General features: G+C 72.9%; 19 protein-coding genes. 5 read left to right on the top strand and 14 right to left on the bottom strand.

Features of this window, described 5'->3' with window-relative positions:
- Positions 1-37: 37 nt before the first annotated feature.
- Positions 38-1,804, bottom strand: a complete 1,767-nt coding sequence (arc, locus tag ADK60_RS26530; RefSeq protein WP_053649322.1) for a proteasome ATPase — start codon at positions 1,802-1,804, stop codon at positions 38-40.
- A 290-nt stretch (positions 1,805-2,094) separates the two neighbouring features.
- On the opposite strand from arc, the gene ADK60_RS26525 reads away from it, so the two are divergent.
- Positions 2,095-2,391 carry a ferredoxin gene (locus ADK60_RS26525; protein WP_234371251.1) on the top strand — a complete coding sequence of 99 codons (297 nt, stop codon included), beginning with the start codon at positions 2,095-2,097 and terminating at the stop codon, positions 2,389-2,391.
- A 37-nt stretch (positions 2,392-2,428) separates the two neighbouring features.
- Here ADK60_RS26525 and ADK60_RS26520 read toward each other — a convergent pair whose 3' ends face one another.
- From ADK60_RS26520 to ADK60_RS26510, 3 genes are all read right to left on the bottom strand, one after another.
- Positions 2,429-3,034 (bottom strand): hypothetical protein, encoded by a 606-nt coding sequence (locus ADK60_RS26520; protein ID WP_052709018.1) that lies wholly within the window; start codon positions 3,032-3,034, stop codon positions 2,429-2,431.
- Positions 3,035-3,165: 131 nt separating this feature from the next.
- Positions 3,166-4,125: a tRNA (adenine-N1)-methyltransferase gene (locus tag ADK60_RS26515; protein ID WP_053649320.1), complete on the bottom strand. Its 960-nt coding sequence runs from the start codon at positions 4,123-4,125 to the stop codon at positions 3,166-3,168.
- A 71-nt stretch (positions 4,126-4,196) separates the two neighbouring features.
- Entirely contained in the window at positions 4,197-5,417 is a 1,221-nt protein-coding gene (locus tag ADK60_RS26510; protein WP_045939659.1) for a site-2 protease family protein, read from the bottom strand.
- Between the two features lie 182 nt (positions 5,418-5,599).
- Between ADK60_RS26510 and ADK60_RS26505 the strand changes: the two genes are divergently transcribed.
- Together ADK60_RS26505 and ADK60_RS26500 are read left to right on the top strand one after the other, a co-directional pair.
- Positions 5,600-6,508, top strand: coding sequence for a RecB family exonuclease (locus tag ADK60_RS26505; protein ID WP_053649318.1), 909 nt, complete (start codon positions 5,600-5,602; stop codon positions 6,506-6,508).
- Positions 6,509-7,180: a response regulator gene (locus tag ADK60_RS26500; protein WP_030299918.1), complete on the top strand. Its 672-nt coding sequence runs from the start codon at positions 6,509-6,511 to the stop codon at positions 7,178-7,180.
- 96 nt (positions 7,181-7,276) lie between these two features.
- Here the strand turns inward: ADK60_RS26500 and ADK60_RS26495 are convergent, their stop codons facing one another.
- From ADK60_RS26495 to metH, 3 genes are all read right to left on the bottom strand, one after another.
- Positions 7,277-8,884 (bottom strand): ABC transporter substrate-binding protein, encoded by a 1,608-nt coding sequence (locus ADK60_RS26495; protein ID WP_045939658.1) that lies wholly within the window; start codon positions 8,882-8,884, stop codon positions 7,277-7,279.
- Between the two features lie 284 nt (positions 8,885-9,168).
- Positions 9,169-9,876, bottom strand: coding sequence for an HAD family hydrolase (locus ADK60_RS26490; protein WP_045939657.1), 708 nt, complete (start codon positions 9,874-9,876; stop codon positions 9,169-9,171).
- A 141-nt stretch (positions 9,877-10,017) separates the two neighbouring features.
- The gene (metH, locus tag ADK60_RS26485; RefSeq protein ID WP_053649316.1) at positions 10,018-13,527 is read right to left on the bottom strand and encodes a methionine synthase; all 3,510 of its coding nucleotides are present in this window, start codon (positions 13,525-13,527) and stop codon (positions 10,018-10,020) included.
- Between the two features lie 268 nt (positions 13,528-13,795).
- Between metH and ADK60_RS26480 the strand changes: the two genes are divergently transcribed.
- Positions 13,796-14,773 carry a glycoside hydrolase family 18 protein gene (locus ADK60_RS26480; protein WP_353651775.1) on the top strand — a complete coding sequence of 326 codons (978 nt, stop codon included), beginning with the start codon at positions 13,796-13,798 and terminating at the stop codon, positions 14,771-14,773.
- 1 nt (position 14,774) lies between these two features.
- Here the strand turns inward: ADK60_RS26480 and ADK60_RS26475 are convergent, their stop codons facing one another.
- Positions 14,775-15,305, bottom strand: coding sequence for an SRPBCC family protein (locus ADK60_RS26475; protein ID WP_053649314.1), 531 nt, complete (start codon positions 15,303-15,305; stop codon positions 14,775-14,777).
- Positions 15,306-15,621: 316 nt separating this feature from the next.
- On the opposite strand from ADK60_RS26475, the gene ADK60_RS26470 reads away from it, so the two are divergent.
- Entirely contained in the window at positions 15,622-16,572 is a 951-nt protein-coding gene (locus ADK60_RS26470) for a PAC2 family protein (protein ID WP_053649312.1), read from the top strand.
- An 88-nt stretch (positions 16,573-16,660) separates the two neighbouring features.
- Here the strand turns inward: ADK60_RS26470 and mshC are convergent, their stop codons facing one another.
- The 6 genes from mshC to ADK60_RS26440 all read right to left on the bottom strand — a co-directional run bounded on the left by mshC (position 16,661) and on the right by ADK60_RS26440 (position 22,595).
- Positions 16,661-17,890 carry a cysteine--1-D-myo-inosityl 2-amino-2-deoxy-alpha-D-glucopyranoside ligase gene (gene mshC / locus ADK60_RS26465; RefSeq protein WP_053649310.1) on the bottom strand — a complete coding sequence of 410 codons (1,230 nt, stop codon included), beginning with the start codon at positions 17,888-17,890 and terminating at the stop codon, positions 16,661-16,663.
- A 273-nt stretch (positions 17,891-18,163) separates the two neighbouring features.
- Positions 18,164-19,039 (bottom strand): dioxygenase family protein, encoded by an 876-nt coding sequence (locus ADK60_RS26460; RefSeq protein WP_045939650.1) that lies wholly within the window; start codon positions 19,037-19,039, stop codon positions 18,164-18,166.
- A 143-nt stretch (positions 19,040-19,182) separates the two neighbouring features.
- Positions 19,183-20,100, bottom strand: a complete 918-nt coding sequence (locus ADK60_RS26455; protein ID WP_107094723.1) for a helix-turn-helix domain-containing protein — start codon at positions 20,098-20,100, stop codon at positions 19,183-19,185.
- 124 nt (positions 20,101-20,224) lie between these two features.
- On the bottom strand, positions 20,225-21,007 hold the full coding sequence (locus ADK60_RS26450; RefSeq protein ID WP_045939651.1) for an SCO1664 family protein: 783 nt from the start codon (positions 21,005-21,007) through the stop codon (positions 20,225-20,227).
- An 89-nt stretch (positions 21,008-21,096) separates the two neighbouring features.
- Complete coding sequence (locus tag ADK60_RS26445) at positions 21,097-21,663, bottom strand: DUF3090 domain-containing protein (protein ID WP_053649308.1); 567 nt, start codon at positions 21,661-21,663, stop codon at positions 21,097-21,099.
- A gap of 194 nt (positions 21,664-21,857) precedes the next feature.
- On the bottom strand, positions 21,858-22,595 hold the full coding sequence (locus ADK60_RS26440) for a histidine phosphatase family protein (RefSeq protein WP_053649306.1): 738 nt from the start codon (positions 22,593-22,595) through the stop codon (positions 21,858-21,860).
- Between the last annotated feature and the right edge of the window lie 101 nt (positions 22,596-22,696).

Genomic DNA, 22,696 nt, shown 5'->3' with positions numbered 1-22,696 from the left:
CGGGGTGCGTGCGTTCCGGAGGTCCGGACCGGACCGGTTACAGGTACTGCCCGGTGTTGGCGACAGTGTCGATGGAGCGGCCGGACTCGGCGCCCTGCTTCCCGGTGACCAGGGTGCGGATGAAGACGATCCGCTCGCCCTTCTTGCCGGAGATCCGGGCCCAGTCGTCCGGGTTGGTGGTGTTGGGCAGGTCCTCGTTCTCCTTGAACTCGTCCACGCAGGCGTTGAGCAGGTGGGAGACCCGCAGGCCCCGCTGGCCGTGGTCGAGGTAGTCCTTGATGGCCATCTTCTTGGCCCGGTCGACGATGTTCTGGATCATCGCGCCGGAGTTGAAGTCCTTGAAGTACAGGACCTCCTTGTCACCGTTGGCGTAGGTGACCTCCAGGAAGCGGTTCTCCTCCGTCTCGGAGTACATCCGCTCCACCACGGACTGGATCATCGCGGCGACGGTGGCCTCCAGCGAGCCGTCGTGCTCCTTGACGTCGTCCGGGTGGAAGGGCAGCGAGCCCTTGAGGTACTTGGAGAAGATGTCCTTGGCCGCCTCGGCGTCCGGGCGCTCGATCTTGATCTTGACGTCCAGACGGCCGGGCCGCAGGATCGCCGGGTCGATCATGTCCTCGCGGTTCGAGGCGCCGATGACGATGACGTTCTCCAGGCCCTCCACGCCGTCGATCTCGGCGAGCAGCTGCGGGACGATGGTGTTCTCCACGTCCGAGCTGACGCCGGAGCCGCGGGTGCGGAAGAGCGACTCCATCTCGTCGAAGAAGACGATGACCGGCGTGCCCTCGCTGGCCTTCTCGCGGGCCCGCTGGAAGACCAGGCGGATCTGCCGCTCGGTCTCGCCGACGTACTTGTTGAGCAGCTCCGGACCCTTGATGTTGAGGAAGTAGCTCTTCCCCTGGGGCCGGCCGGTGACCTCGGCGACCTTCTTGGCCAGCGAGTTCGCCACCGCCTTGGCGATCAGCGTCTTGCCGCAGCCGGGCGGGCCGTAGAGCAGGACGCCCTTGGGCGGGCGCAGCTCGTACTCCTTGAAGAGGTCGGCGTGCAGGTAGGGCAGCTCGACCGCGTCGCGGATCTGCTCGATCTGGTTCGCCAGGCCGCCGATCTGGCGGTAGTCGATGTCCGGGACCTCTTCGAGGACGAGCTCCTCGACCTCGGCCTTCGGCACGACCTCGTACACGTAGCCGGACCGCGGTTCGAGCAGGAGGGCGTCCCCCGCCCGGAGGGTGATCTCGCGCAGCGGTTCGGCGAGGCGCACCACCCGCTCCTCGTCGGTGTGGCCGACGACCAGGGCCCGCTCGCCGTCCTCGAGGACCTCCTTGAGGGTGACGAGGTCGCCGATGCTCTCGAAGGCCATCGCGTCCACGATGTTGAGGGCCTCGTTGAGCATCACTTCCTGGCCGCGCCGCAGTTCGTCGAGGACGACGTTGGGGCTGACGTTCACGCGGAGCTTGCGGCCGCCGGTGAAGATGTCGGCGGTGCCGTCCTCGTTGGAGCTGAGGAACACGCCGAATCCGGCCGGGGGCTGTGCCAGCCGGTCCACTTCCTCCTTGAGGGCCACGATCTGGTCGCGGGCCTCGCGCAGGGTGGAGGCGAGCCGTTCGTTCTGGGCGGTCACGCCGGCCAGGTTGGTCTGGAGCTCGACGATCCGCTCTTCGAGGATTCTCGAATTGCGCGGCGAGTCGGCGAGCTTGCGGCGCAGTCCGGCGATTTCCTGCTCAAGGTACGAGACCTGAGCGGCCTCGTCGGAACCACGAGCGGGCCTGCCGGTGCTGCGGTTGTAGTCGTCATCGTGGGCTGCCACGGTCCTCACCTCCTCCGGGGAGCTGGACGCTTCCAGACCCTACCTGGGACCAGGGGTCCGTAAACCCCTAGATCAAGAAAGATGGAACGGGCGTGTCCGATCTTCGCCCTCGCGTGCTTCCCCTCTGCTAGGGGGATACCCACCGCGCACCGGCCAAAGCGGACCAGATGTATCGTCGATCGAGTCGATATCCGATCGCGACCGACGCCCGAGGTCCGATCGTTGTACGAATGGCGGGAATGCCCCAGGACGGGGCGTCCCGGGACAGAAACGGCGGACGAAACATGTCGGTGAGCGGGACGACGGCAGCGGCAGAGCCGCTGGAAGTCTGGATCGACCAGGACCTGTGCACCGGCGACGGCATCTGCGCGCAGTACGCCCCGGAGGTCTTCGAGCTGGACATCGACGGCCTCGCCTATGTGAAGGGCGAGGACGACGAGCTGCGCCAGCAGCCGGGCGAGACGGTGCGAGTGCCGCTGACGCTGCTTCAGGACGTGGTGGACTCGGTGAAGGACTGCCCCGGCGACTGCATCCACGTGCGCCGGGTCAACGACCGGGTCGAGGTCTTCGGGCCTGACGCCGAGTAGGCCGAGCAGGCCCGGGCCGGCACGGTCCGGGCACGGCCTAGGTGAGGGCCAGTGGGGCGGCGGTCTGGGAACGGTCCCAGGCGCCGCCCTTGTGCGTCCAGGTGAGGTCGAGCGAGATGTCGGGGGCGAAGCGCGGCACCTCGTCGCTCGAGTACCCCTGCGCGTGGCCGGTGATGGCGCCGTCCGAACGCAGCGCGAGCCGACTGACGATCAGGTTCTCGCGCTCCGAGAGCAGGGTGGCGAGCACGGCGGGGCGGCCGCCGGGGCCGGGGCCGAGCAGGAAGACGCCGTCGGGCGGGGTGCCGTTCCCGGCCGCGCAGTGCGCGGCGGTGACGGTACCGGGCCGGCCGTCGCCGAGGTCGGCGGCGAAGCTGACGGCTATGGTCACCGGGAACGGCCCGCAGTCGAGCGGGAGTTCGGCCCGGGCCGGATCGGGCGCGGCGGCCGCGGGCAGGGCCTTGGGGGTGGGCCGGGCGGGCCCGGTGGTGCCGCCGGCGGGGCCGGCGGCGAGTGCGGCCGCCACCACGGCGGCGCAGCCTCCCACCGTCACGCCCCAGTGCCAGGGGGTGGTGCGCCCCCGACCGGGGCCGGTGCGGCCCGTCGCGGTCCGCTGTCCAGCCGTCGTCCCGACCGCGGTCTCCACCAGGCGTCCCCTCCAGTGGTCTGTGTGAGCGAGCATCGTCCCACACCGGGGCGGCCGGGAGGTGTCACGGGTGTGCGGGAACGCGGGAGGGGTGGTACGGCGATGCCGTACCACCCCTCCGGGAGGTGTTCTCAGCCGAGGTCGACCTGGTCGGCGCCCTCGGTGCGGGCGGCGGCCCGGGCGGCCGCGCGCTCCTGCAGGGTGGGCTCGGGGGCCCCGTTGTCGTACTCCTCGCCGTAGGCGCCCTTGGCCGGGCGGCGGCGGCGCAGCGGCGGCTCGACGCCGTCGGCGAGGCGCCGGGCGGTGAGCAGGAAGCCGGTGTGGCCGATCATCCGGTGGTCCGGGCGGACGGCCAGGCCCTCCAGGTGCCAGGTGCGGACCATGGTCTCCCAGGCCTGCGGCTCGGTGTAGGTCCCGTGCTCGCGCAGCGCCTCGACGGTCCTGGACATCTGCGTGGTGGTGGCCACGTAGCAGCAGATGAGGCCGCCGGGGACGAGCGCCTTGGAGGCGACGTCCAGGCACTCCCAGGGGGCGAGCATGTCCAGGATGACGCGGTCGACGTCGGACTCGACCAGGTTGTCCTGGAGGTCGCCGACGGTGAGCTTCCACGCCGGGTGCGGGCCGCCGAAGTAGCGCTCGACGTTGGACTGCGCGATGTCGGCGAAGTCCTGGCGGCGCTCGTACGAGGCGAGCAGGCCGGTGTCGCCGACGGCGCGCAGCAGGTACGTGGACAGCGCGCCGGAGCCGACGCCGGCCTCGACCACGCGGGCACCCGGGAAGATGTCGGCCATCGCCAGGATCTGCCCCGCGTCCTTGGGGTAGATCACGGCGGCGCCGCGCGGCATGGACAGGACGTAGTCGGGGAGCAGGGGGCGCAGCGCGAGGTACGGGACGTTCCCCGTGGTGCGCACGACCGTGCCCTCGGGGGCGCCGATCAGCTCGTCGTGGGGGAACGCACCCTTGTGGGTGTGGAACTGGTTCCCGGCCTGGAGCGTGAACGTGTAGTGGCGGCCCTTGGGGTCGGTCAGCTGGACCTGGTCCCCGACCTGGAAGGGCCCGCGTCGGCGGGTGGCACCGGTCGGTTCGGACATGCGGACAATCCTAAGGGAAGCGCGCCGTCCGCCTGACCAGGTGATCGTCCCCGCCTTGCCGGGCGGTGGTCTCAGCGGCCGCTGACGGCGGCGGTCAGCCGCTGTTCGATGTCGGTGAGCGTGGCGACGCCGAACACCCGTCCGTCCTCCTCGACCACCAGGTACTCCCCGGCGGGGGTGGCCCGGACGGCGCGCAGCAGGTCCTCGCCGGCGAGGTCGGCGGAGAGCCGCAGCCCGGGTTCGAGGTCGCGGGCGAGCGGGCCGACGGCGACCCAGGGGCGGCGGTGCTCGGGGACGGCGCGCACGGCGGACTCGCGGACGAGGGCGATCGGCTCGCCGCGCCCGTCGACGACGACGACGGCGCCGGCCTGGGCCTCGTGGGCGCGCCGCATGGCCTCGCCGAGCGGGGTGTCGGCGGTGACCTCGACGGCCCGGCGGGCGAGGTCGCGCAGCCGCAGGCCGGGCAGGACCTCCTTGAGCCGGGCGTTGCGCAGGGCGCCGGTGGCGCCGTTCCAGATGATGGCGGCGAGGACGGCGGCGAGGACGGCGTCGACCAGGGTGTCGGTGCGGCTGCGGTCGAGTTCGCGGGCGGAGCTGACCAGCGGCAGGCCGATCAGGACGGCGACGGCGAGCACCCGGCCGGCCCAGGCGGCGGCGACGGTGCCGGTCATCGGCCGTCCGGTGACCGCCCAGACGACGGCGCGCAGCATCCGGCCGCCGTCGAGCGGCAGGCCGGGCAGCAGGTTGAAGGCGGCGACGACGAGGTTGGAGACCATCAGGCCGGTGAGCAGGACGCCGGGGACGGTGGACAGCTCGACGGCCTGGAGGGCGAGGTAGAACACGCCGCCGAGGACGAGCGAGAGCAGTGGGCCGACGAAGGCCAGCCAGAACTCGCGCCAGGGGCGTTCGGCCTCGTTCTCGATCTCCGAGACGCCGCCGAAGAACTGCAGCTGGATGCGGCGCACGCCGAGCTTGTAGCGCAGGGCGACCAGGGTGTGGGCGAGTTCGTGGATCAGCACCGAGCCGTAGAAGGCGACGGCGAAGAAGAAGGCGAGGAGGTAGCGGGCGGCGCCGAGCTCGGGCAGGACCCGGTCGAGCTGGCCGCCGAAGACCCAGGTGATGAGGGCGGCGATGACGAACCAGGACGGGGTGACGTAGATCGGTACGCCGAAGGGGCGGCCCATCAGGATGCCGCCGCGGGGCTCCGGGTCCTCGGGCGGCGGGGGCCCGGGCCGGGTGCCGCTGTCGTGCGGTGGCTGGTCGGAGGTCCGCCGGCCACTGGAGTCGCTCACCGTGTTCCCTTCGTCCGTCTGCCACCGGCGCGCGCCGCGCGCCGGTGCGCCCACGCTACGTGATCGGGGCGGTCGTCCGGCGCGCGCCCCTCGCCTTCCCACTGCCTTCATACCCACCCGCGGGCGGCTTGCGGCAGCACCGTGGCAGCGGGATGACAGCGCAGGGCAATAGGGTCTGGGGTATGCAGCAGACCGAGACCAGCAGCGCCGTCGTGGCCCCGGCGCGGGCGGCGGCGGCCCCGACCGGGCTGTCCCCGTCGCGCGCGGGCGACTTCCTGACCTGCCCGCTGTTGTACCGGCTGCGGGTGATCGACCGGCTGCCGGAGCCGCCGAGCTCGGCGGCGACCCGGGGCACGCTGGTGCACGCGGTGCTGGAGCGGCTGTTCGACTCCCCGGCCGCGGACCGTACGCCGGAGCGGGCGCTGGGGCTGCTGCGCCCGCAGTGGGAGCGGCTGCTGGGCGAGCGGCCGGAGCTGGCCGGGCTGTTCCCGGAGGACCCGGACGGCGCGGCGCTGACGCGCTGGCTGGGGGACGCGGAGAAGCTGGTCGCCCAGTGGTTCCGGCTGGAGGACCCGACCCGGCTGCACCCGGTGGAGCGCGAGCTCTACGTGGAGACGGCCCTGGAGTCGGGGCTGCTGCTGCGCGGCTACATCGACCGGGTCGACGTCGCACCGACCGGCGAGGTCCGGTTGGTGGACTACAAGACCGGCCGGGCGCCCTCGAGGGATTTCGAGGGCAGGGCGATGTTCCAGATGAAGTTCTACGCGCTGGTGGTCTGGCGCTGGAAGGGCGTGCTCCCCCGGCGGCTGCAGCTGGTCTACCTGGGCGGCGGCGGGGACGTGGTCAGCTACGACCCGGACGAGGCGGACCTGCTGGCCGTGGAGCGCAAGCTGCTGGCGCTGTGGGAGCGGATCGGCCTGGCGGTGGCGACCGGCGACTTCCCGGCGACCCGCAACCGGCTCTGCGACTGGTGCGACCACCGGGCCAGCTGTCCGGAGTTCGGCGGCACGCCCCCGCCGTACCCGCTGCCACTGGCGCGTACGCCCGACGAGGACGATCCCACGGGGGATCCGACGAGCAAGGAGTCCTAGGTGACGATCCGAGTGCTGCTGGTCGACGACCAGCCGCTGCTGCGCACCGGTTTCCGGATGATCCTGGAGGCCGAGTCCGACCTGGTGGTGGTCGGTGAGGCCGGCGACGGCCAGCAGGCGCTTGACCAGGTGCGGGCGCTGCAGCCCGATGTGGTGCTGATGGACATCCGGATGCCGCGGATGGACGGGGTGGAGGCGACCCGCCGGATCGCCGGTCCGGGGCGGGACGGCCCGGCGAAGGTGCTGGTGCTGACCACCTTCGACCTGGACGAGTACGTGGTGGAGGCGCTGCGCGCGGGTGCGAGCGGCTTCCTGCTGAAGGACGTGCCGGCGGAGGAGCTGGTGCAGGCGATCCGGGTGGTGGCGGACGGCGCGGCGATGCTGGCGCCGTCGATCACCCGCCGGCTGCTGGACATGTACGCCACCAAGCTGCCCTCGGGCGAGGAGGCGCCGCCGCAGGCGCTGAACGCGCTGACCGAGCGGGAGCTGGAGGTGCTGAAGCTGGTGGCGCGCGGGCTGTCGAACGCCGAGATCGCGGCGGAGCTGTTCGTCAGCGAGACGACGGTGAAGACGCATGTCGGCCATGTGCTGACGAAGCTGCAGCTGCGCGACCGGGTGCAGGCGGCGGTGTACGCGTACGAGAGCGGCCTGGTGCGGCCGGGCGCGCTGTAGGCGCCGGGAACGGACGGCGGCCCGTCCGCCACCGCCCCGGTCCGGGGTGGTGGCGGACGGGCCGCTTCGTCGTGGGCGGGGCGCCGGCCCCTAGGGTCACTTGCCCTTGCCGACCCGGCCGATCTCCCAGAAGCGGAAGAAGCCGGTGGTGTCGACGGTCGACTCCACGCCGGTGATGTTGGACCGGGAGGTGTAGAACGCCTTGTTCTGGAACAGCGGGATCAGCGGGACGTTCTCGGCCACGATGCCCTGGATCTGGGCGTAGAGGCTGCTGGCGGTGGCCCGGTCGGTCTGCTTGAGGGTGTCGGGCACCAGCTTCTGGCTGATCCGCGGGTCGTCCCAGCCGTGGTGGTAGGAACCGCCCTCGACGATCAGCGGCGCGACGTAGTTGTCCGGGTCCGGGTAGTCCGCGAACCAGCCGATCAGGTACATCTGGTACTTGCTCTCGTTCCAGCCCTTCTTGAAGGCGTCCCAGTCGGGCTCCTGCTGGACGGTGACCTGGAACAGGCCGCCGGCCTCCAGCTGCTTCTTGAGGGTCTCGGCCTCGACGGCCTCGGCGCGCGAGCGCGACCAGGTGAGGTTGAGCTTGACCGGGGTGGCCACCTTGGCGGCGGCGAGGATCGCCTTGGCCTTGGCGGGGTCCTGGTCGCCGTAGCGGTCGAAGAAGGCCGTGTTGTGGCCGGTGACGCCGGCCGGGACCATCGAGTACAGCGCCTGGACGGTGCGCGCGAAGACGTCGCGGGAGAGCGACTTGCGGTCGACCAGCTGGGCGGCGGCCTGACGGACGGCGACGTTGCCGGCGGTGGCGTCCTTGGTGTTGAACACCAGGTAGCGGGTGTCGTTGCTGTCGCCCTCGACGACGCGCAGGTCGGTCTTGCCGCCCTGCTGGTCGGAGAGGATCTGCGCGGCGGTGTTCGGCTCCAGGCTGTTGTCGGCCAGGTCGACCTCACCGTTGTCGATCGCGGTCTTGAGGTCGGTCGGCTTGTCGAAGTAGCGCAGCACGAACTTCTTGTTCCGCAGCTTGGCGTCGCCGGTGTACTTGTCGTTCGGCAGGAGCACGACCTTGGCCGGGCCGCTCTTGGGGGTCGCCTCGATGGAGTCGATCCGGTACGGGCCGGAGCCGACCAGCTTGTCGTTCGACAGCGCCCTGTCGGCCGGGAAGACCTCCTGGTCGACGATGGCGCCGGCCGGGCCGGCCAGCTTGGCCGGGAGGGTGGCGTCGGGCTGGGCGAGGTGGAAGAGCACCTCGGTGTCGTTGACCGCCTCGACCGTCTTGATCGACGACAGCAGGCCGGCCGGGCCGTTGGCGTCGTTGATCTTCAGGGTCCGCTGGATCGAGTGGACGACGTCGGCGGAGGTCAGCGCGTGGCCGTTGGAGAACTTCAGCCCGCTCTTGAGCGTGCAGTGGTACTGGGTGGCGTCGCCGGCGGTGAACTCGCAGGCCTGGGCGGCGTCCGGGGTGGGGGCGCTGGACGCGGCCGGGTAGCTCAGCAGCGACTGGAAGGTGTTGCGCAGCAGCAGCCAGGAGCCGGCGTCGTAGGCGACGGCCGGGTCCAGGGCGGTGGTCGTCGCGGTGGTGCCCAGGGTGATCGCCTTGTCGCCGTCGCCCTTGACGGCGTCGGTCACCGAGCCGCAGCCGGCCACCGACACGGCCACGATTCCGGCGCAGCCGAGCGCGGCCAGTCGTTCAGCGGAGTTCTTCACGGGTCGCGTCCTTCTGGGTGCGGGGCTGCGACCGCGGGCACGACGGGGGTGCCCGTCAGCGGCGGTGCCTGGGCTCGGGGGTGGAACGAACTGGAGTAGCGTGCCATATCGAACACACACCCCCGATACCCGCACAGGTGACAGTTGGGACACGGGCGGGTGCGCTGGGCTGGCCTCTCCTACGAGTTGTCAGGCAATGCCCGTTTTCTCCCCGGGCAGTCTCCCGGCCCGGCCGGATCCGTCCGCTTACCGGTCGGTACTGGCGCTCCGCAATGAGACGACAATCACACTCGCGAGGCGACCAGCGAGCGCAGCAGCTCCAGATCGACCTGTTCCAGCGAGGACAGCACCAGGCGCCCCGGTGCGGGCTCGATCGGCGCCACCGAGGGGACGGCGATCACCGGGCAGCCGGCCGCCTCGGCGGCCCGCACCCCGGTCGGCGCGTCCTCCACCACCACGCAGCGGGCCGGTTCGGCGCCGAGCCGGCGGGCCGCCTCCAGGTACGGGTCCGGGTGCGGCTTGGTGCGGGCCACCTCGTCGCCCGCGACCGAGAAGGCGAAGTGCTCGGCGCCGAGCGAGCGGAGCACGAGGTCGATGATGTGCCGGTGCGAGGCGGACACCAGGGCGGCCGGGATGCCGTGCGCGGCCAGCGTGTTGAGCAGCCGCTCGGCGCCCGGCATCAGCGGCACCCCGCCGTCCAGCAGGTCGACGAAGCGCCGGTTGATCAGCACCGTCAGCTCGGCCGGCGAGAGGTCCACCCCGGTGCTGGCCAGCAGGTGGTCGATGACCCGGGTCATCGGGCCGCCGACCACCTGGGCGCGGTCCTCGGCGGTCAGCTCGTGGCCCAGCTCGGCGAAGAGCGAGGCCTCCGCCTGCCACCAGTAGTCCTCGGTGTCGACCAGCGTCCCGTCCATGTCCAGCAGCACCGCCTGCAGGCCCCGGTCATCGTCGCCGCGGCCGAGGGTCGGGGTGGCGGTGGAGATGGTGGTCATTGGCGGGATCCTTCCGTCCGTGCCCGGATCGGACCCGGGGATGGCACAGGCCGGCCCGCATTTGAGCGGACCGGCCCGTTCAGGATCATCAAGGATACGCCCGGGTACCCCGAATGAAGCGAACGCTGCGCAGCGTGGGCATTACCGGGCGTTGAAGTACTTGGCCTCCGGGTGGTGGATCACGATCGCGTCGGTGGACTGCTCGGGGTGCAGCTGGAACTCCTCGGAGAGCACCACGCCGATCCGCTCGGGCTTGAGCAGCTCGGCGATCTTGGCGCGGTCCTCCAGCTCCGGGCAGGCCCCGTAGCCGAGCGAGAACCGGGCGCCGCGGTACTTGAGCGCGAACATGTCCTTGACGTCCTGCGGGTCCTCGTCGCCGAAGCCCAGCTCGTAGCGGACCCGGGCGTGCCAGAACTCGGCCAGCGCCTCGGCCAGCTGGACGGACAGGCCGTGCAGCTCCAGGTAGTCCCGGTAGGAGTTGTCGGCGAACAGCTCGTTGGCCGCCTCGGAGATCCGGTTGCCCATGGTGACCACCTGGAGGCCCAGCACGTCGCGGACCCCGGACTCCTCCGGACGGAAGAAGTCGGCCAGGCAGAGCCGGCGCCCGCGCCGCTGGCGCGGGAAGGTGAAGCGGGTCCGCTCGCTGCCGTCCTCGTGGAAGACGACCAGGTCGTCGCCCTTGGAGTTGGCCGGGTAGAAGCCGTAGACGACCGCCGCCTCCAGCCAGCCCTCGGTCTGCAGCCGGTCCAGCCACATCCGCAGCCGCGGCCGGCCCTCGGTCTCCACCAGCTCCTCGTACGAGGGGCCGTCGCCGCTCCGGGCGGCCTTGAGGCCCCACTGCCCCTTGAACAGCGCGTCCTCGTCCAGCCAGGAGGAGTAGTCGGCGAACGGCACGCCCTTGACGATCCGGTCGCCCCAGAACGGCGGCTCGGGCACCCGGTTGTCGACCGCGACGTCGGAGCGGATCTGGCCGAGGTTGACCTCCTCCGGCTCCTCGACCTCGACCCGGGCGTGCCGGCGCTGCTTGAGCTCCGGCAGGGTGGCGCCGGGCACGCCGCGCTTGACCGCGATCAGCGCGTCCATCAGCCGCAGGCCCTCGAAGGCGTCCCGGGCGTAGCGGACCTCGCCCTCGTAGATCTCGTGCAGGTCCTGCTCGACGTAGGCGCGGGTCAGCGCGGCGCCGCCGAGGATCACCGGGTAGTCGGCCGCCAGCTTGCGCTGGTTCAGCTCCTGCAGGTTCTCCTTCATGATCACGGTGGACTTCACCAGCAGGCCGGACATCCCGATGACGTCCGCCCGGTGCTCCTGGGCGGCGTCCAGGATCGCCGAGACCGGCTGCTTGATGCCCAGGTTGACCACGGTGTAGCCGTTGTTGGACAGGATGATGTCGACCAGGTTCTTGCCGATGTCGTGGACGTCGCCCTTGACGGTGGCCAGCACGATGGTGCCCTTGCCCTCGTCGTCGGACTTCTCCATGTGCGGCTCCAGGTGGGCCACCGCGGTCTTCATGACCTCGGCCGACTGGAGCACGAACGGCAGCTGCATCTGGCCGGAGCCGAACAGCTCGCCGACCACCTTCATGCCCGCCAGCAGCGTGCTGTTGACGATCTCCAGTGCCGGGCGCTCCGTCAGCGCCTCGTCGAGGTCGGCCTCCAGGCCGTTCCGCTCGCCGTCGATGATCCGGCGCTGGAGCCGCTCCTCCAGCGGCAGCGCGGCCAGCTCCTCCGCCTTGGAGGCCCTGACCGAGGAGGAGGAGACGCCCTCGAACAGCTGCAGCAGCTTCTGGAGCGGGTCGTAGCCCTCGCTGCGCCGGTCGTACACCAGGTCGAGCGCGACCTCGCGCTGGTCCTCGGGGATCCGCGCCATCGGCAGGATCTTGGAGGCGTGCACGATCGCCGAGTCCAGGCCCGCCTCGACGCACTCGTTCAGGAAGACCGAGTTGATCACCATCCGGGCGGCCGGGCTGAGGCCGAAGGAGATGTTGGACAGGCCGAGGGTGGTCTGCACGTCCGGGTGGCGGCGCTTGAGCTCGCGGATCGCCTCGATGGTCTCGATGCCGTCCCGGCGCGACTCCTCCTGACCGGTGCCCAGGGTGAACGCCAGGCAGTCGACCAGGATCGAGCCCTCGTCGACGCCGTACTCGCCGGTCAGCTGGGCGATCAGCCGCTCGGCGATCTCGACCTTCTTGGCGGCGGTGCGGGCCTGGCCCTCCTCGTCGATGGTCAGCGCGATCAGGCCGGCGCCGTGCTCGCGGGCCAGCGAGGCGATCCGGCCGAAGCGGGTGTCCGGGCCGTCGCCGTCCTCGTAGTTCACCGAGTTCAGCACGGCGCGCCCGCCGAGCGACTCCAGACCGGCCCGCAGCACCTCCGGCTCGGTGGAGTCCAGCACGATCGGCAGGGTGGAGGCGGTGGCCAGCCGGCCGGCGATCTCCTTCATGTCGGCGACGCCGTCCCGGCCGACGTAGTCCACGCAGAGGTCCAGCAGGTGGGAGCCGTCCCGGATCTGGTCCCGGGCGATCTCCACGCAGGCCTGCCAGTCGCCGGCCAGCATCGACTCGCGGAACTTCTTCGAACCGTTGGCGTTGGTGCGCTCGCCGATCGCCAGGTACGAGGTGTCCTGGCGGAACGGCACCGACTGGTACAGCGAGGACGCGGCCGACTCGGGGCGCGGCTCGCGCGGGGCGACCGGACGGCCCTGCACCCGCTCGACCACCTGGCGCAGGTGCTCGGGGGTGGTGCCGCAGCAGCCGCCGACCAGCGAGAGCCCGTAGTCGCGGGTGAACAGGTCGTGCGCGTCGGCCAGCTCGGACGGGCTCAGCGGGTAGTGCGCGCCGTCCTTGCCCAGCACCGGCAGGCCCGCGTTGGGCATGCAGGACAGCCCGATCCGGGCGTTCTTCGCCAGGTAGCGCAGGTGCTCGCTCATCTCGGCCGGGCCGGTGGCGCAGTTCAGACCGATGTAGTCGACGCCGAGCGGCTCCAGCGCGGTCAGCGCGGCGCCGATCTCCGAGCCGAGCAGCATGGTGCCGGTGGTCTCCACCGTCACCTGGACCAGCACCGGCAGGTCCAGGCCCGCCTCGGCCAGGGCCTGCTTGGAGCCCAGGATCGCGGCCTTGGTCTGCAGCAGGTCCTGGCTGGTCTCCACCAGCAGGGCGTCCGCGCCGCCGGCGATCAGACCGGCCGCGTTCACCCGGAAGCCCTCGCGCAGGACCTCGTACGGGGCGTGGCCCAGGGTCGGCAGCTTGGTGCCGGGGCCGATCGAGCCGAGCACCCAGCGGGTGCGGCCGTCCCCGGCGGCGTGCGCGTCGGCGGCCTCGCGGGCCAGCCGGGCACCGGCCTCGGAGAGCTCGAAGATCCGGTCGGCGATCTCGTACTCGCCGAGCGCGGAGAAGTTGGCGCCGAAGGTGTTGGTCTCCACGCAGTCCACGCCCACCGCGAAGTAGGCGTCGTGGACCGAGCGGACGATGTCGGGCCTGGTCAGGTTGAGGACCTCGTTGCAGCCCTCCAGGTTCTGGAAGTCCTCCAGCGTCGGGTCCTGCGCCTGGAGCATGGTGCCCATCGCTCCGTCGGCGACCACCACCCGGGTGGCGAGTGCCTCACGCAGCGCGTTCGCGCGGCTCTGCGGGGTGACGGACGGGCTGGCGGCAATGGCCATGGGGCTTCTCCCTGGGTGCGACGGCTGTCGGCTTTGCGAACCCGCTGAATCGGGGACGCACGTGGCCAGGGTATCCGGCCCCCGCCGGGAGAAGGCCACCTATTCCGTATCCTGAACGCTCGGCCGAACAGGGGGGAACGACCGGGTGACCAGGATTCGGACACTGATACGAGATGGCGTCCGGCGGACCGGGAGCGCCGCGGCCGCCCGGACGCGGGCGCTCCGGTCCCGCTGGCGCGGCTGGTCGCGATGGCGCAAGAGCCTGGTCGTGGCCCTGACGGCGCTGGCCGTGGTGCTGGTCCCGGTCGGCTCGGCGGCGCTCGCGCTGCGCCTGCAGTACGTCGGCGACCCCTCCCCCGAGGCCCGCAGCCGCGGCCGTGACGCACTCTGGCTCGGCCACGCCTGGGTGGACGGCCGGAAGAGTGACGCGGACCTCGCGGCGCTCGCCGAACGGCTGGCCGGCACCGGCGTCCGCGACCTCTATGTGCACACCGGTCCGCTGGAGCACGACGGCTCGCTGCCGCCCGCCGTGCACCCCCGGGCCCGCTGGTTCACCGAGGCCGCGCACCGGGCGCTGCCCGGGGTCCGGGTGCAGAGCTGGCTCGGCGACGAGGTGAAGCCCGAGAAGGACGCCCTGGACCTGGAGGACGCCGCCACCCGCGACCGGGTCACCGCCTCCGCCCGCCAGGTCCTGGACCTCGGCTTCGACGGCGTGCACTTCGACATGGAGCCGATCCGGCCCGGCTCCGCCGGCTGGCTCGCCCTGCTCGACCAGGTCCGCCCGGTCACCGCCGGGCGTGGCGCGAAACTGTCCGTCGCCGCCCCGCAGATCGACCCGCTGCCCTACCAGCACACCGTCGCCATCGCGCTCACCGACCACGGCAAGTGGTGGGACCAGGCGTACTTCACCGCCACCGCCCGCCGGGTCGACCAGATCGCGGTGATGACCTACGACTCCAGCATGCCGACCGAGGGGTTCTACGGCGCCTACAACGCCTACCAGACCGAACTCGCCCTGGAGGCCACCCCGGCGGAGGTCGACCTGCTGATGGGCCTGCCGTTCTACTGGGAGGACAAGTGGGGCCACTGGGGCCGCGCCGAGACGGTGACCGCCGGGATCCGGGGCGTCCGGCTGGGCCTGGGCCGGCAGGACCCGCACCGGCCGAACTTCGGCGTCGGCCTGTACGTGGACTTCGCCGCCACCGAGCAGAACTGGGCCGACTACCGGCGCGACTGGGTCCGCTGACCTAGCCGGACGTGGCCATCCGGTGGGCGAGTGCGCTCAGGTAGCGGTGGACGGTGGCGCCCTCGCCGGTCAGGTAGTGGGAGACGGCCCGGTACAGCGGCTGGTACACCTCGCCGTGCTCGGTGACGGTGAGCGTGCAGCCCCGGCCCGCCGGCGTCAGTACGTACGTCCAGGTGCCGCCGTAGGGCAGGTCCGGGTCGGCGATGCCGGTCACCAGGCGGTGCGGGGCGGCGCTCTCCACGACCTCGTAGGTGGTGTGGCCGTGCTTGCCGTACTCGCGCCAGCGGGGGTGGCCCGCGGCGGTGGCGGGCAGCCGCTCGACGTGCGCCAGCCCCGGGCGCCAGGCCGGGAAGAAGTCGACGGCGGTCAGGACGTCCCAGACCTCGTCGGGCGGCCGGTCCAGTTCGAGCCCGCCCTCGCTGACGTGTTCCACCGGCAGCCGCCGGCCCGCGGCCAGCACCGCCGCCGCCAGCCCCGCCGTGACCGCCACCACCGCGGCCGCCCCGGCCGCCGTCCACCGCCATCCGCTCATCCGCCGGCTCCTCACACCCTGCGCGCCCGGCCCCACCACCCATCATCGCGCCGTCCCGCCGCCCGGGCGCGGCCGGACCCGGGGCGGTCCCCCGGGGCCCGCCGGGATAACCGCTGGATCGTGGCCGCCCCCTCGCCCAGACTGTCCCGGTGGCCCGGCGGAACGGCGCTTCAAAGCCCGTAGGCTGGGCAGGTAGGGACCATGGAGCGAGGCGTTCCATGGGTGACGAGAGGTTCGACCGTCGGCTTCCGACCGCCGGCACCCGGGCATTCCCGGCCGGGTGGCACGGTGGCTGCCGACCGGAGGGAGACGCTGGGTGATCGAGCTGGAGGAAGTTCCCGAGTTGATCGACCCGGTGATGGTGTGCGCCTTCGAGGGGTGGAACGACGCGGGTGACGCCGCCTCGGCCGCGCTGGCGCACCTGGACGAGACCTGGGGCGGCAAGGTCTTCGCCGCGCTCGACGCGGAGGAGTACTACGACTTCCAGGTCAACCGGCCCACCGTGTGGCTGGACGGCGGGGTGCGCCGGATCACCTGGCCCACCACCCGGCTCTCGGTGATCCGCGTCACCGAGCCGACCACCCGGGACGTCGTGCTGGTCCGCGGCATCGAGCCGAGCATGCGCTGGCGCTCGTTCTGCAACGAGCTGCTCGGCTTCGCGCACGAGCTGGGCGTGGAGCTGGTGGTGATCCTGGGCGCGCTGCTCGGCGACACCCCGCACAGCCGCCCGGTGCCGGTCAGCGGTGTCACCTCGGACCCGGAGCTGGCCCGCCGGCTGGAGCTGGAGGAGAGCCGCTACGAGGGACCGACCGGGATCGTCGGGGTGCTCCAGGAGGCGTGCACGCACGCCGGGGTGCCGGCCGTGACGCTGTGGGCGGCGGTGCCGCACTACGTCGCGCAGCCGCCGAACCCCAAGGCCACCCTGGCGCTGGTCAACAAGCTGGAGGACCTGCTGGACCTGCGCATCCCGCCGGGCGAGCTCGGCGAGGACGCCCGGGCGTGGCAGCTGGGCGTGGACCAGCTGGCCGCCGAGGACAGCGAGGTCGCCGAGTACGTCCAGCAGTTGGAGGAGGCGCAGGACACCGCGGAGCTGCCGGAGGCCTCGGGCGACGCGATCGCCCGGGAGTTCGAGCGGTACCTGCGACGCCGGGAGAACGTCGGGCCGACCGGTGAGAAGCCCGTCTCCGGGCACGCCACCGCGGAGCGGCCGGCCGAGCCGGAGCCGCCGTCGGCCCGGGAGAGCCAGGACGGCGCCGAGGAGGACTGAGCCCCCGGCAGGGACGCCGCAGAAACGCCGGAGGGGCGTCGGGGCCAGTGGCCTCGACGCCCCTCCGGCGTTCGTACGACGACGCGCCCTACAGCGCGACGCCGAGCAGTGCGTCCACGGTGCGGGTGACCAGGCCCGGGGCCCCGATCCCGGTACCGCCGTCGCTCTCCTGCGCGGCGGCCCAGCGGTCCACCGCGGCCAGCGCGGCCGGGGCGTCCAGGTCGTTCGCGAGCGCGGCGCGGACCTCGGCGAGCAGCTGCTCGGCGGGCGGGCCGTCCGGGCGGGAGACCGCGGCGCGCCAGCGGGCGAGCCGCTCGACGGCCTCGTCCAGGGTGCCCTTGGTCCACTCCCAGTCCTCGCGGTAGTGGTGCGAGAGCAGGGCCAGCCGGATCGCCGCCGGGTCGACGCCCTCGCGGCGCAGGGCCGAGACGAAGACCAGGTTGCCGCGGGACTTGGACATCTTGTGGCCGTCCAGGCCGACCATGCCGGCGTGCACGTACGCCTGGGCGTACGGGTGGGCGCCGGTGGCGACCTGGGCGTGCGCGGCGCCCATCTCGTGGTGCGGGAAGGACAGGTCGCTGCCGCCGCCCTGGATGTCGAAGGACATGCCGAGGAACTGCAGGGCGATCGCGACGCACTCGATGTGCCAGCCGGGGCGGCCGTGGCCGAGCTCGGTGTCCCAGGCGGGCTCGCCGGGGCGGGCGGCCAGCCACAGCAGGGCGTCCAGCGGGTGGCGCTTGCCGGGGCGGTCCGGGTCGCCGCCGCGCTCGGCGAAGACCGGGTGCATGGCCTCGCGGGTGAGGCCGGAGACCTCGCCGAAGGTCGGGTCGGACTCGACCGAGAAGTAGATGTCGCCGTCCAGCTCGTAGGCGGCGCCGCTCGCGAGCAGCTTCTGGACCAGCGGGACGATCCACGGGATGGACTCGACGGCGCCGATGTAGTGGGCCGGCGGGAGCAGCCGAAGCGCGGTCATGTCCTCGCGGAACAGCGCGGTCTCGCGCTCGGCGAGGGCCACCCAGTCCTGTCCGGTCTCGACCGCGCGCTGGAGCAGGGGGTCGTCGACGTCGGTGACGTTCTGCACGTAGAGGACGTCGTGGCCGGCGTCCTTCCACACCCGCTGCACCAGGTCGAAGGCGTTGTAGGTGGCGGCGTGGCCCATGTGGGTCGCGTCGTAGGGCGTGATGCCGCAGACGTAGATCCGGGCGGGGCCGTCCTGCGGCACGACCTCCCGGATGCCTCCCGTCGCGGTGTCGTGGATTCGAAGGGGGAGCCCCTGACCAGGCAGGGCGGGAACCTCGGAGGCGGGCCAGGCATGCATGGCATCGACTTTAACCTTGAGAACATTTGAAAGCCTAACCAGTCGGCAAGATCGACTGGATTCGTCTGCTTTCGCGGCCCGGGCGGTTCCTGATCGATTGTGTCCGACTGCCCCCGCCGGGCCGCCGGCGCGGAATTACGCCGGAACCACGCCGGAAGCACGCCGGAACCGCCCCGCGCACGGCCACGCGGGGCGGTCCGGGCGGACGGGCGGCCCGGTCGGCCCTGCCGCCGACCGGGCGCCCGCGACCCTCCGGGCATACGGCCGGAGCCGCTACAACCGCTGCCAGAGGGCCGGCACGTTCGGCGGCTCCCACCCCGTGATGGCGGTGTGCCCCTGGAGGCACCGGTAGGAGACGCCGCCGTAGGTGACGCGGTCGCCCGCGTTGTAGAAGGTGCCCGCGGCCCAGGTCCCGCCCGGCGGCGTGGTGGGGGGCGTACTGGTGGGCGGGGTGGTCGGGCCGGTGGGGGTGGCGGTCGGGGTCGGGGTCTGCGGCACGTTGAGCACGAAGTCGTAGGTGCCCTCCTTCGCCGAGCCGACCTGACGGACGTTCATCAGCAGCCGCGCGTCGTAGATGGTGTCGGTGCTGTTGCGCGGCTCGTTCGGGAAGTACAGCTGGGTGGTGAGCACCGGCCGGCCGGGCGCCTGGAGCTTGACGTGGATGTGCCGGGTGCGGCCCGGGTAGAGGCCGGGCACGATCGTGGTGAGGCTGAACGCGCCCTGGGCGTTGGTGAACTGGTGCCCGCGGAAGGTGAACCCGACGTTGTCGTAGGCGCCGTTCACATCGGCCTGCCAGAAGTCCAGCAGGACGCCGGACAGGGGCAGGCAGGCACGGCCGAAGACGTAGCCGCTGACGGTGAGCCTGGTGCCCGGGGTGCTGTCGGTGATGAGCGAGGTGCGCAGCGGCGAGTTGGGCTTGAAGTACGGCCCCTCGGTTTGCTCTACGGTCGGGGCGTCGCCGTCGTGGCACTCGGGGGTGTAGTCCGGCATCTCGCCGGTGCCGACCCGGTCGCGGGCCAGCGCGACGCCGCCGCCGACCAGCAGGGGGGCGGTGCCGAGAACGGCGGCTGCCCGGAGGACGGTCTTGCGGCTAATCCGGCGGTCGGTGGGACCGTCCGTCCCGGTGACGGGCTCTTCGGACGCGGGCATGCGCCGACTCCTTCGCTGTGGGTGTGGGGGATCTGCCGGTGTCGATGGGAATGACGGCCCTTGCCATGGTGGGGGCATGACAAGGACCGGGCCGGCGGGCCGCCCGCTCGCGCCGGGCGGTCCGCCGGTGGCCGACAGTCAACCTACGGGCCGTCCGGACCCGCCGCGATGGACGTGATCCGGGGATCGTGGTGATTTCCTCCGACCCTCGCCCGGAACTCCCCGGGCGTCATCCCGGTCTCCCGGCGGAAGAACCGGCAGAAGTACGCCGGATCCCCGAACCCGGCCTCGCGGGACACCTGTCGGACCGTCAGTTCGGTGCAGGCCAGCAGGCGCTTGGCCTCCAGCGTCTGCTGCTGGCGGATCAGCCGCCCCGGCGTCCGGCCGGTCGCCTGCTTGACCGTCGCCTGGAGGTGCCCCGGGGAGACCCCCAACTCCTGGGCGCAGGAGGCGACCGAGCGTTGCACTCCGCCCGGGGTGGCGATCAGCCGGGTGAACGCGGCGGCGAGGTCGCCGGTGCGGCCCGGCAGCGCCCCCGGGCCGGCCGGCGAACAGGCCCGCAGGGCGCGGACGACCAGGATGTGCAGACTGGCCCGCAGCACCCCCGGATAGCCCGCCGGGCGGGCCCGGTACTCGGCCTCCATGTCCGCCAGCAGCGCGGCGATCGGCCCGGCCTGGTCGCCCAGCCGCACCGCCGGGCGGACGGCCAGGGCGCGCAGCGCGGCGAGGTCCTGCGGATTGGTCAGGAGGAAGTCCTCGTTGAACAGCACGACCTGGCCGGTGAGGTCGTCCGCGTCCACCCAGTGGTGCACCTGGCCGGGCGCGATCACGCACAACTGCGGCGGCCGCAGCGGCCGCTGGACCAGGTCCAGGACGTGGGCGCCGCGGCCGCCGGTGACGTAGACGATCTCGAAGAAGGAGTGCCGGTGGGGGAAGCCGGCCCGGGACAGCGGGCCGATGGTGTCGAAACTGCCGATCGCGAACGGGAGCAGATGCGGCAGCGGGACCTGGAGGCGGTGCAGCGGCAGGTCCAGGTGGGGGGTGGTCCGTCGCTCGTCCATCGTCGCAGTGTGCGGCCAGGGCCTGGCACCGGTCCAGACCACTGTCCGGTACAAGGACCCGCGGACGGGTGGTCCGACGGGCCCGCCGGCCCGGGCTTCGAAGGCCGGGCGGCCCGCCGGACCGTCAGATCGGCGGCCAGGGGATTGACGGCCAGTCCTCGGAGGGCAGCGGATGGGTGCCGGCGGCGAGCAGCGCCGCGACCCGGGCCCTGGTCGCGTCCAGTTCGGCCGCCGTCAGGTGCGGGGCCAGCCGCTCCCCCAGCGCGCCGTCCAGCTGCCCGGCCAGCCCGGCCAGCACCGCCGCCGCCTCCTCGGGCAGCGGGCTCCCGGCCCAGCCCCAGAGCAGGGTGCGCAGCTTGCCCTCGCTGTGGAAGGTGACGCCGTGGTCGATGCCGTAGATCCGGCCGTCCGCGGCCGGGATCAGGTGGCCGCCCTTGCGGTCGGCGTTGTTGAGGACGGCGTCCAGCACCGCGAGCCGGCGCAGCCGCGCGTCGTCGGGGTGGACCAGCAGCGCGGTGCGCCCGTCGCCGACCTCGGCCCGGACGATCGGCAGCCAGCCCTCCTCGGGGCCGCCCGGGTCCTGGAGCGCGAGCAGCGGGTCCGCGTCCGGATCGGGCTCCACCCACAGCTGCACCATGCCGGGGCCGTGCGGGCCGTCCCGCAGCACGGTGGGCGGGACCAGCCCCCAGCCGGTGGCGGCGGACAGCTCGTAGGCGGCGACCTCGCGGCCGGCCAGGGTGCCGTCCGGGAAGTCCCAGAGCGGGCGCTCGCCGGCCACCGGCTTGTAGACGGCCTGCGCGGCGAGGCCGTCGGTGCCGTCGAGGCCGACGGTGCAGTAGAGGGCCGCGTTGGAGGCGTCGGTGAGCCGGCCGTGCACGGTCAGCGCGCCCTCCCGCAGCAGCCGCAGCGCGGTCGGCGGGTCGGCGGCGAGGGCGGCGGCCCCGGCGGGGTCGGCGCGCGGCGGCTCGACCTCGCCGGCCGGGGCGGGCGGCGTGTTCAGCGCCGGTACCCGTTCGCGCGCGGGCACAGGTGGCCCTCCGGGTCGAGCGGCAGGTTGCAGAACGGGCAGGGCTTGCGGCCGGCCGCGACGAGGTCCAGCGCGCGCCTGGCGAACACCCGGGCCATCGCGCCGGAGAGCCGCACCCGGAGCATGTCGGGGCCGTTCTCGTCGTCCTCGAAGACGGCGGCGCCCTCCTCCTCGCCCTCCTCCTCGATCAGCGCCTGCGCCTCGACGACCAGGCAGCTGTCCACGGTGTCCCAGGCCAGCGCCATCGTGCCGACCCGGAACTCCTGCTCCAGCGGCAGGTCCAGCGGCGCGGTGTCCAGCAGCTCCTGCGGGGCGCCGGCCGGGATCGCGGCCTCGCCGCCGCTGCGGCGCAGGGCCTCGTCGAGGACCTCCTCGATCCGCTCGGCGAGCGCGGCGACCTGGGTCTTCTCCAGCAGCACGCTGGTGATCCGCCCCCGGGCGCTGGCCTGGAGGTAGAACGCCCGGGCGCCGGGCTGGCCGACGGTGCCGGCCACGAACCGTTCGGGCTGGTCGTAGAAGTGGACCTGACGGGGCACGCTCTCGCTCCGGATCGTATCGATCGTCGTGGACGTCGGGGACGCCACGGGGTTCGGGGTCGGGCCCGGTGGTCCCGGGGTGCGCGGCGGGGTGCGCCGGGGCCCACTGGTCACCCTACGACCTCCCGGGCCGGGCCGGGGAGCCGAGCCCGGGGGCGGGCGGCTCAGGGTCTGTCCTCCTGGATCCTGTCGGATCAGGCCGCGCCGGTGGAACCGCCGACCACGGCGTCCCCGCCCTCCCGGGCCCGGCCGGGGCGGGCGGCGGGCCGCGGGGCGAGCGAGGCGAGATCGCCGGTGTCGCCCATCCGCAGCACGAACGGGCGGCGCGCGGTGTAGCGGATCGCGGTGACCGAGCAGGGGTCGACGTTGATCCGCTGGAAGTGGTCGAGGTGCAGGCCCAGCGCGTCGGCCACCACGGCCTTGATCACGTCGCCGTGCGAGCAGGCGATCCAGACCGCGTCCTCGCCGTGCTCGGCGGCGATCTTCTCGTTCCACTCGCGGACCGCGTCGACGGTGCGGTGGCTCAGCTCGCGCAGCGACTCGCCGCCGGGGAAGGCGGCGGCGGCCGCGTGGTCCTGGACGGTGCGCCAGAGCGGCTCCTTGGCGAGTTCGGCCAGCGGGCGGCCGGTCCACTCCCCGTAGTGGCACTCGCCGAGCCGCTCGTCCAGCGCGGGCTCGCCCGGCGCGGCGCCGCCGCGCTCGGGACCGGCCAGCCCGGGGCGCGCGGTGAGCAGCGGCTCCAGGGTCTGCCGGCAGCGCTCCAGCGGGCTGCTGACCGCCTGGACCAGCGGGACCGGGGCGAGCCGGTCGGCGAGCGCGGCGGCCTGCGCGCGCCCGGTGTCGTCGAGCTCCACCCCCGGCGTCCAACCGGCCAGGATTCCGGCGGTGTTCGCGGTGGAGCGGCCGTGGCGGACGAGCAGCAGGGTGGGCATGGGCCCACCCTACGGCCTCCCGGACCGGGGCGGGCGGGCTTCCGGATCTTGGTCGGGGCGCTGCGGCGGGCGCGGGGCGGGGTGCTGCGGCGGGCACGGGC

Source organism: Streptomyces sp. XY431, from assembly GCF_001279805.1.
Taxonomy (GTDB): Bacteria; Actinomycetota; Actinomycetes; order Streptomycetales; family Streptomycetaceae; genus Kitasatospora; species Kitasatospora purpeofusca.
The sequence above is the reverse complement of the archived record's forward strand: the minus strand, read 5'-3'. Positions and strand labels throughout refer to the sequence as shown.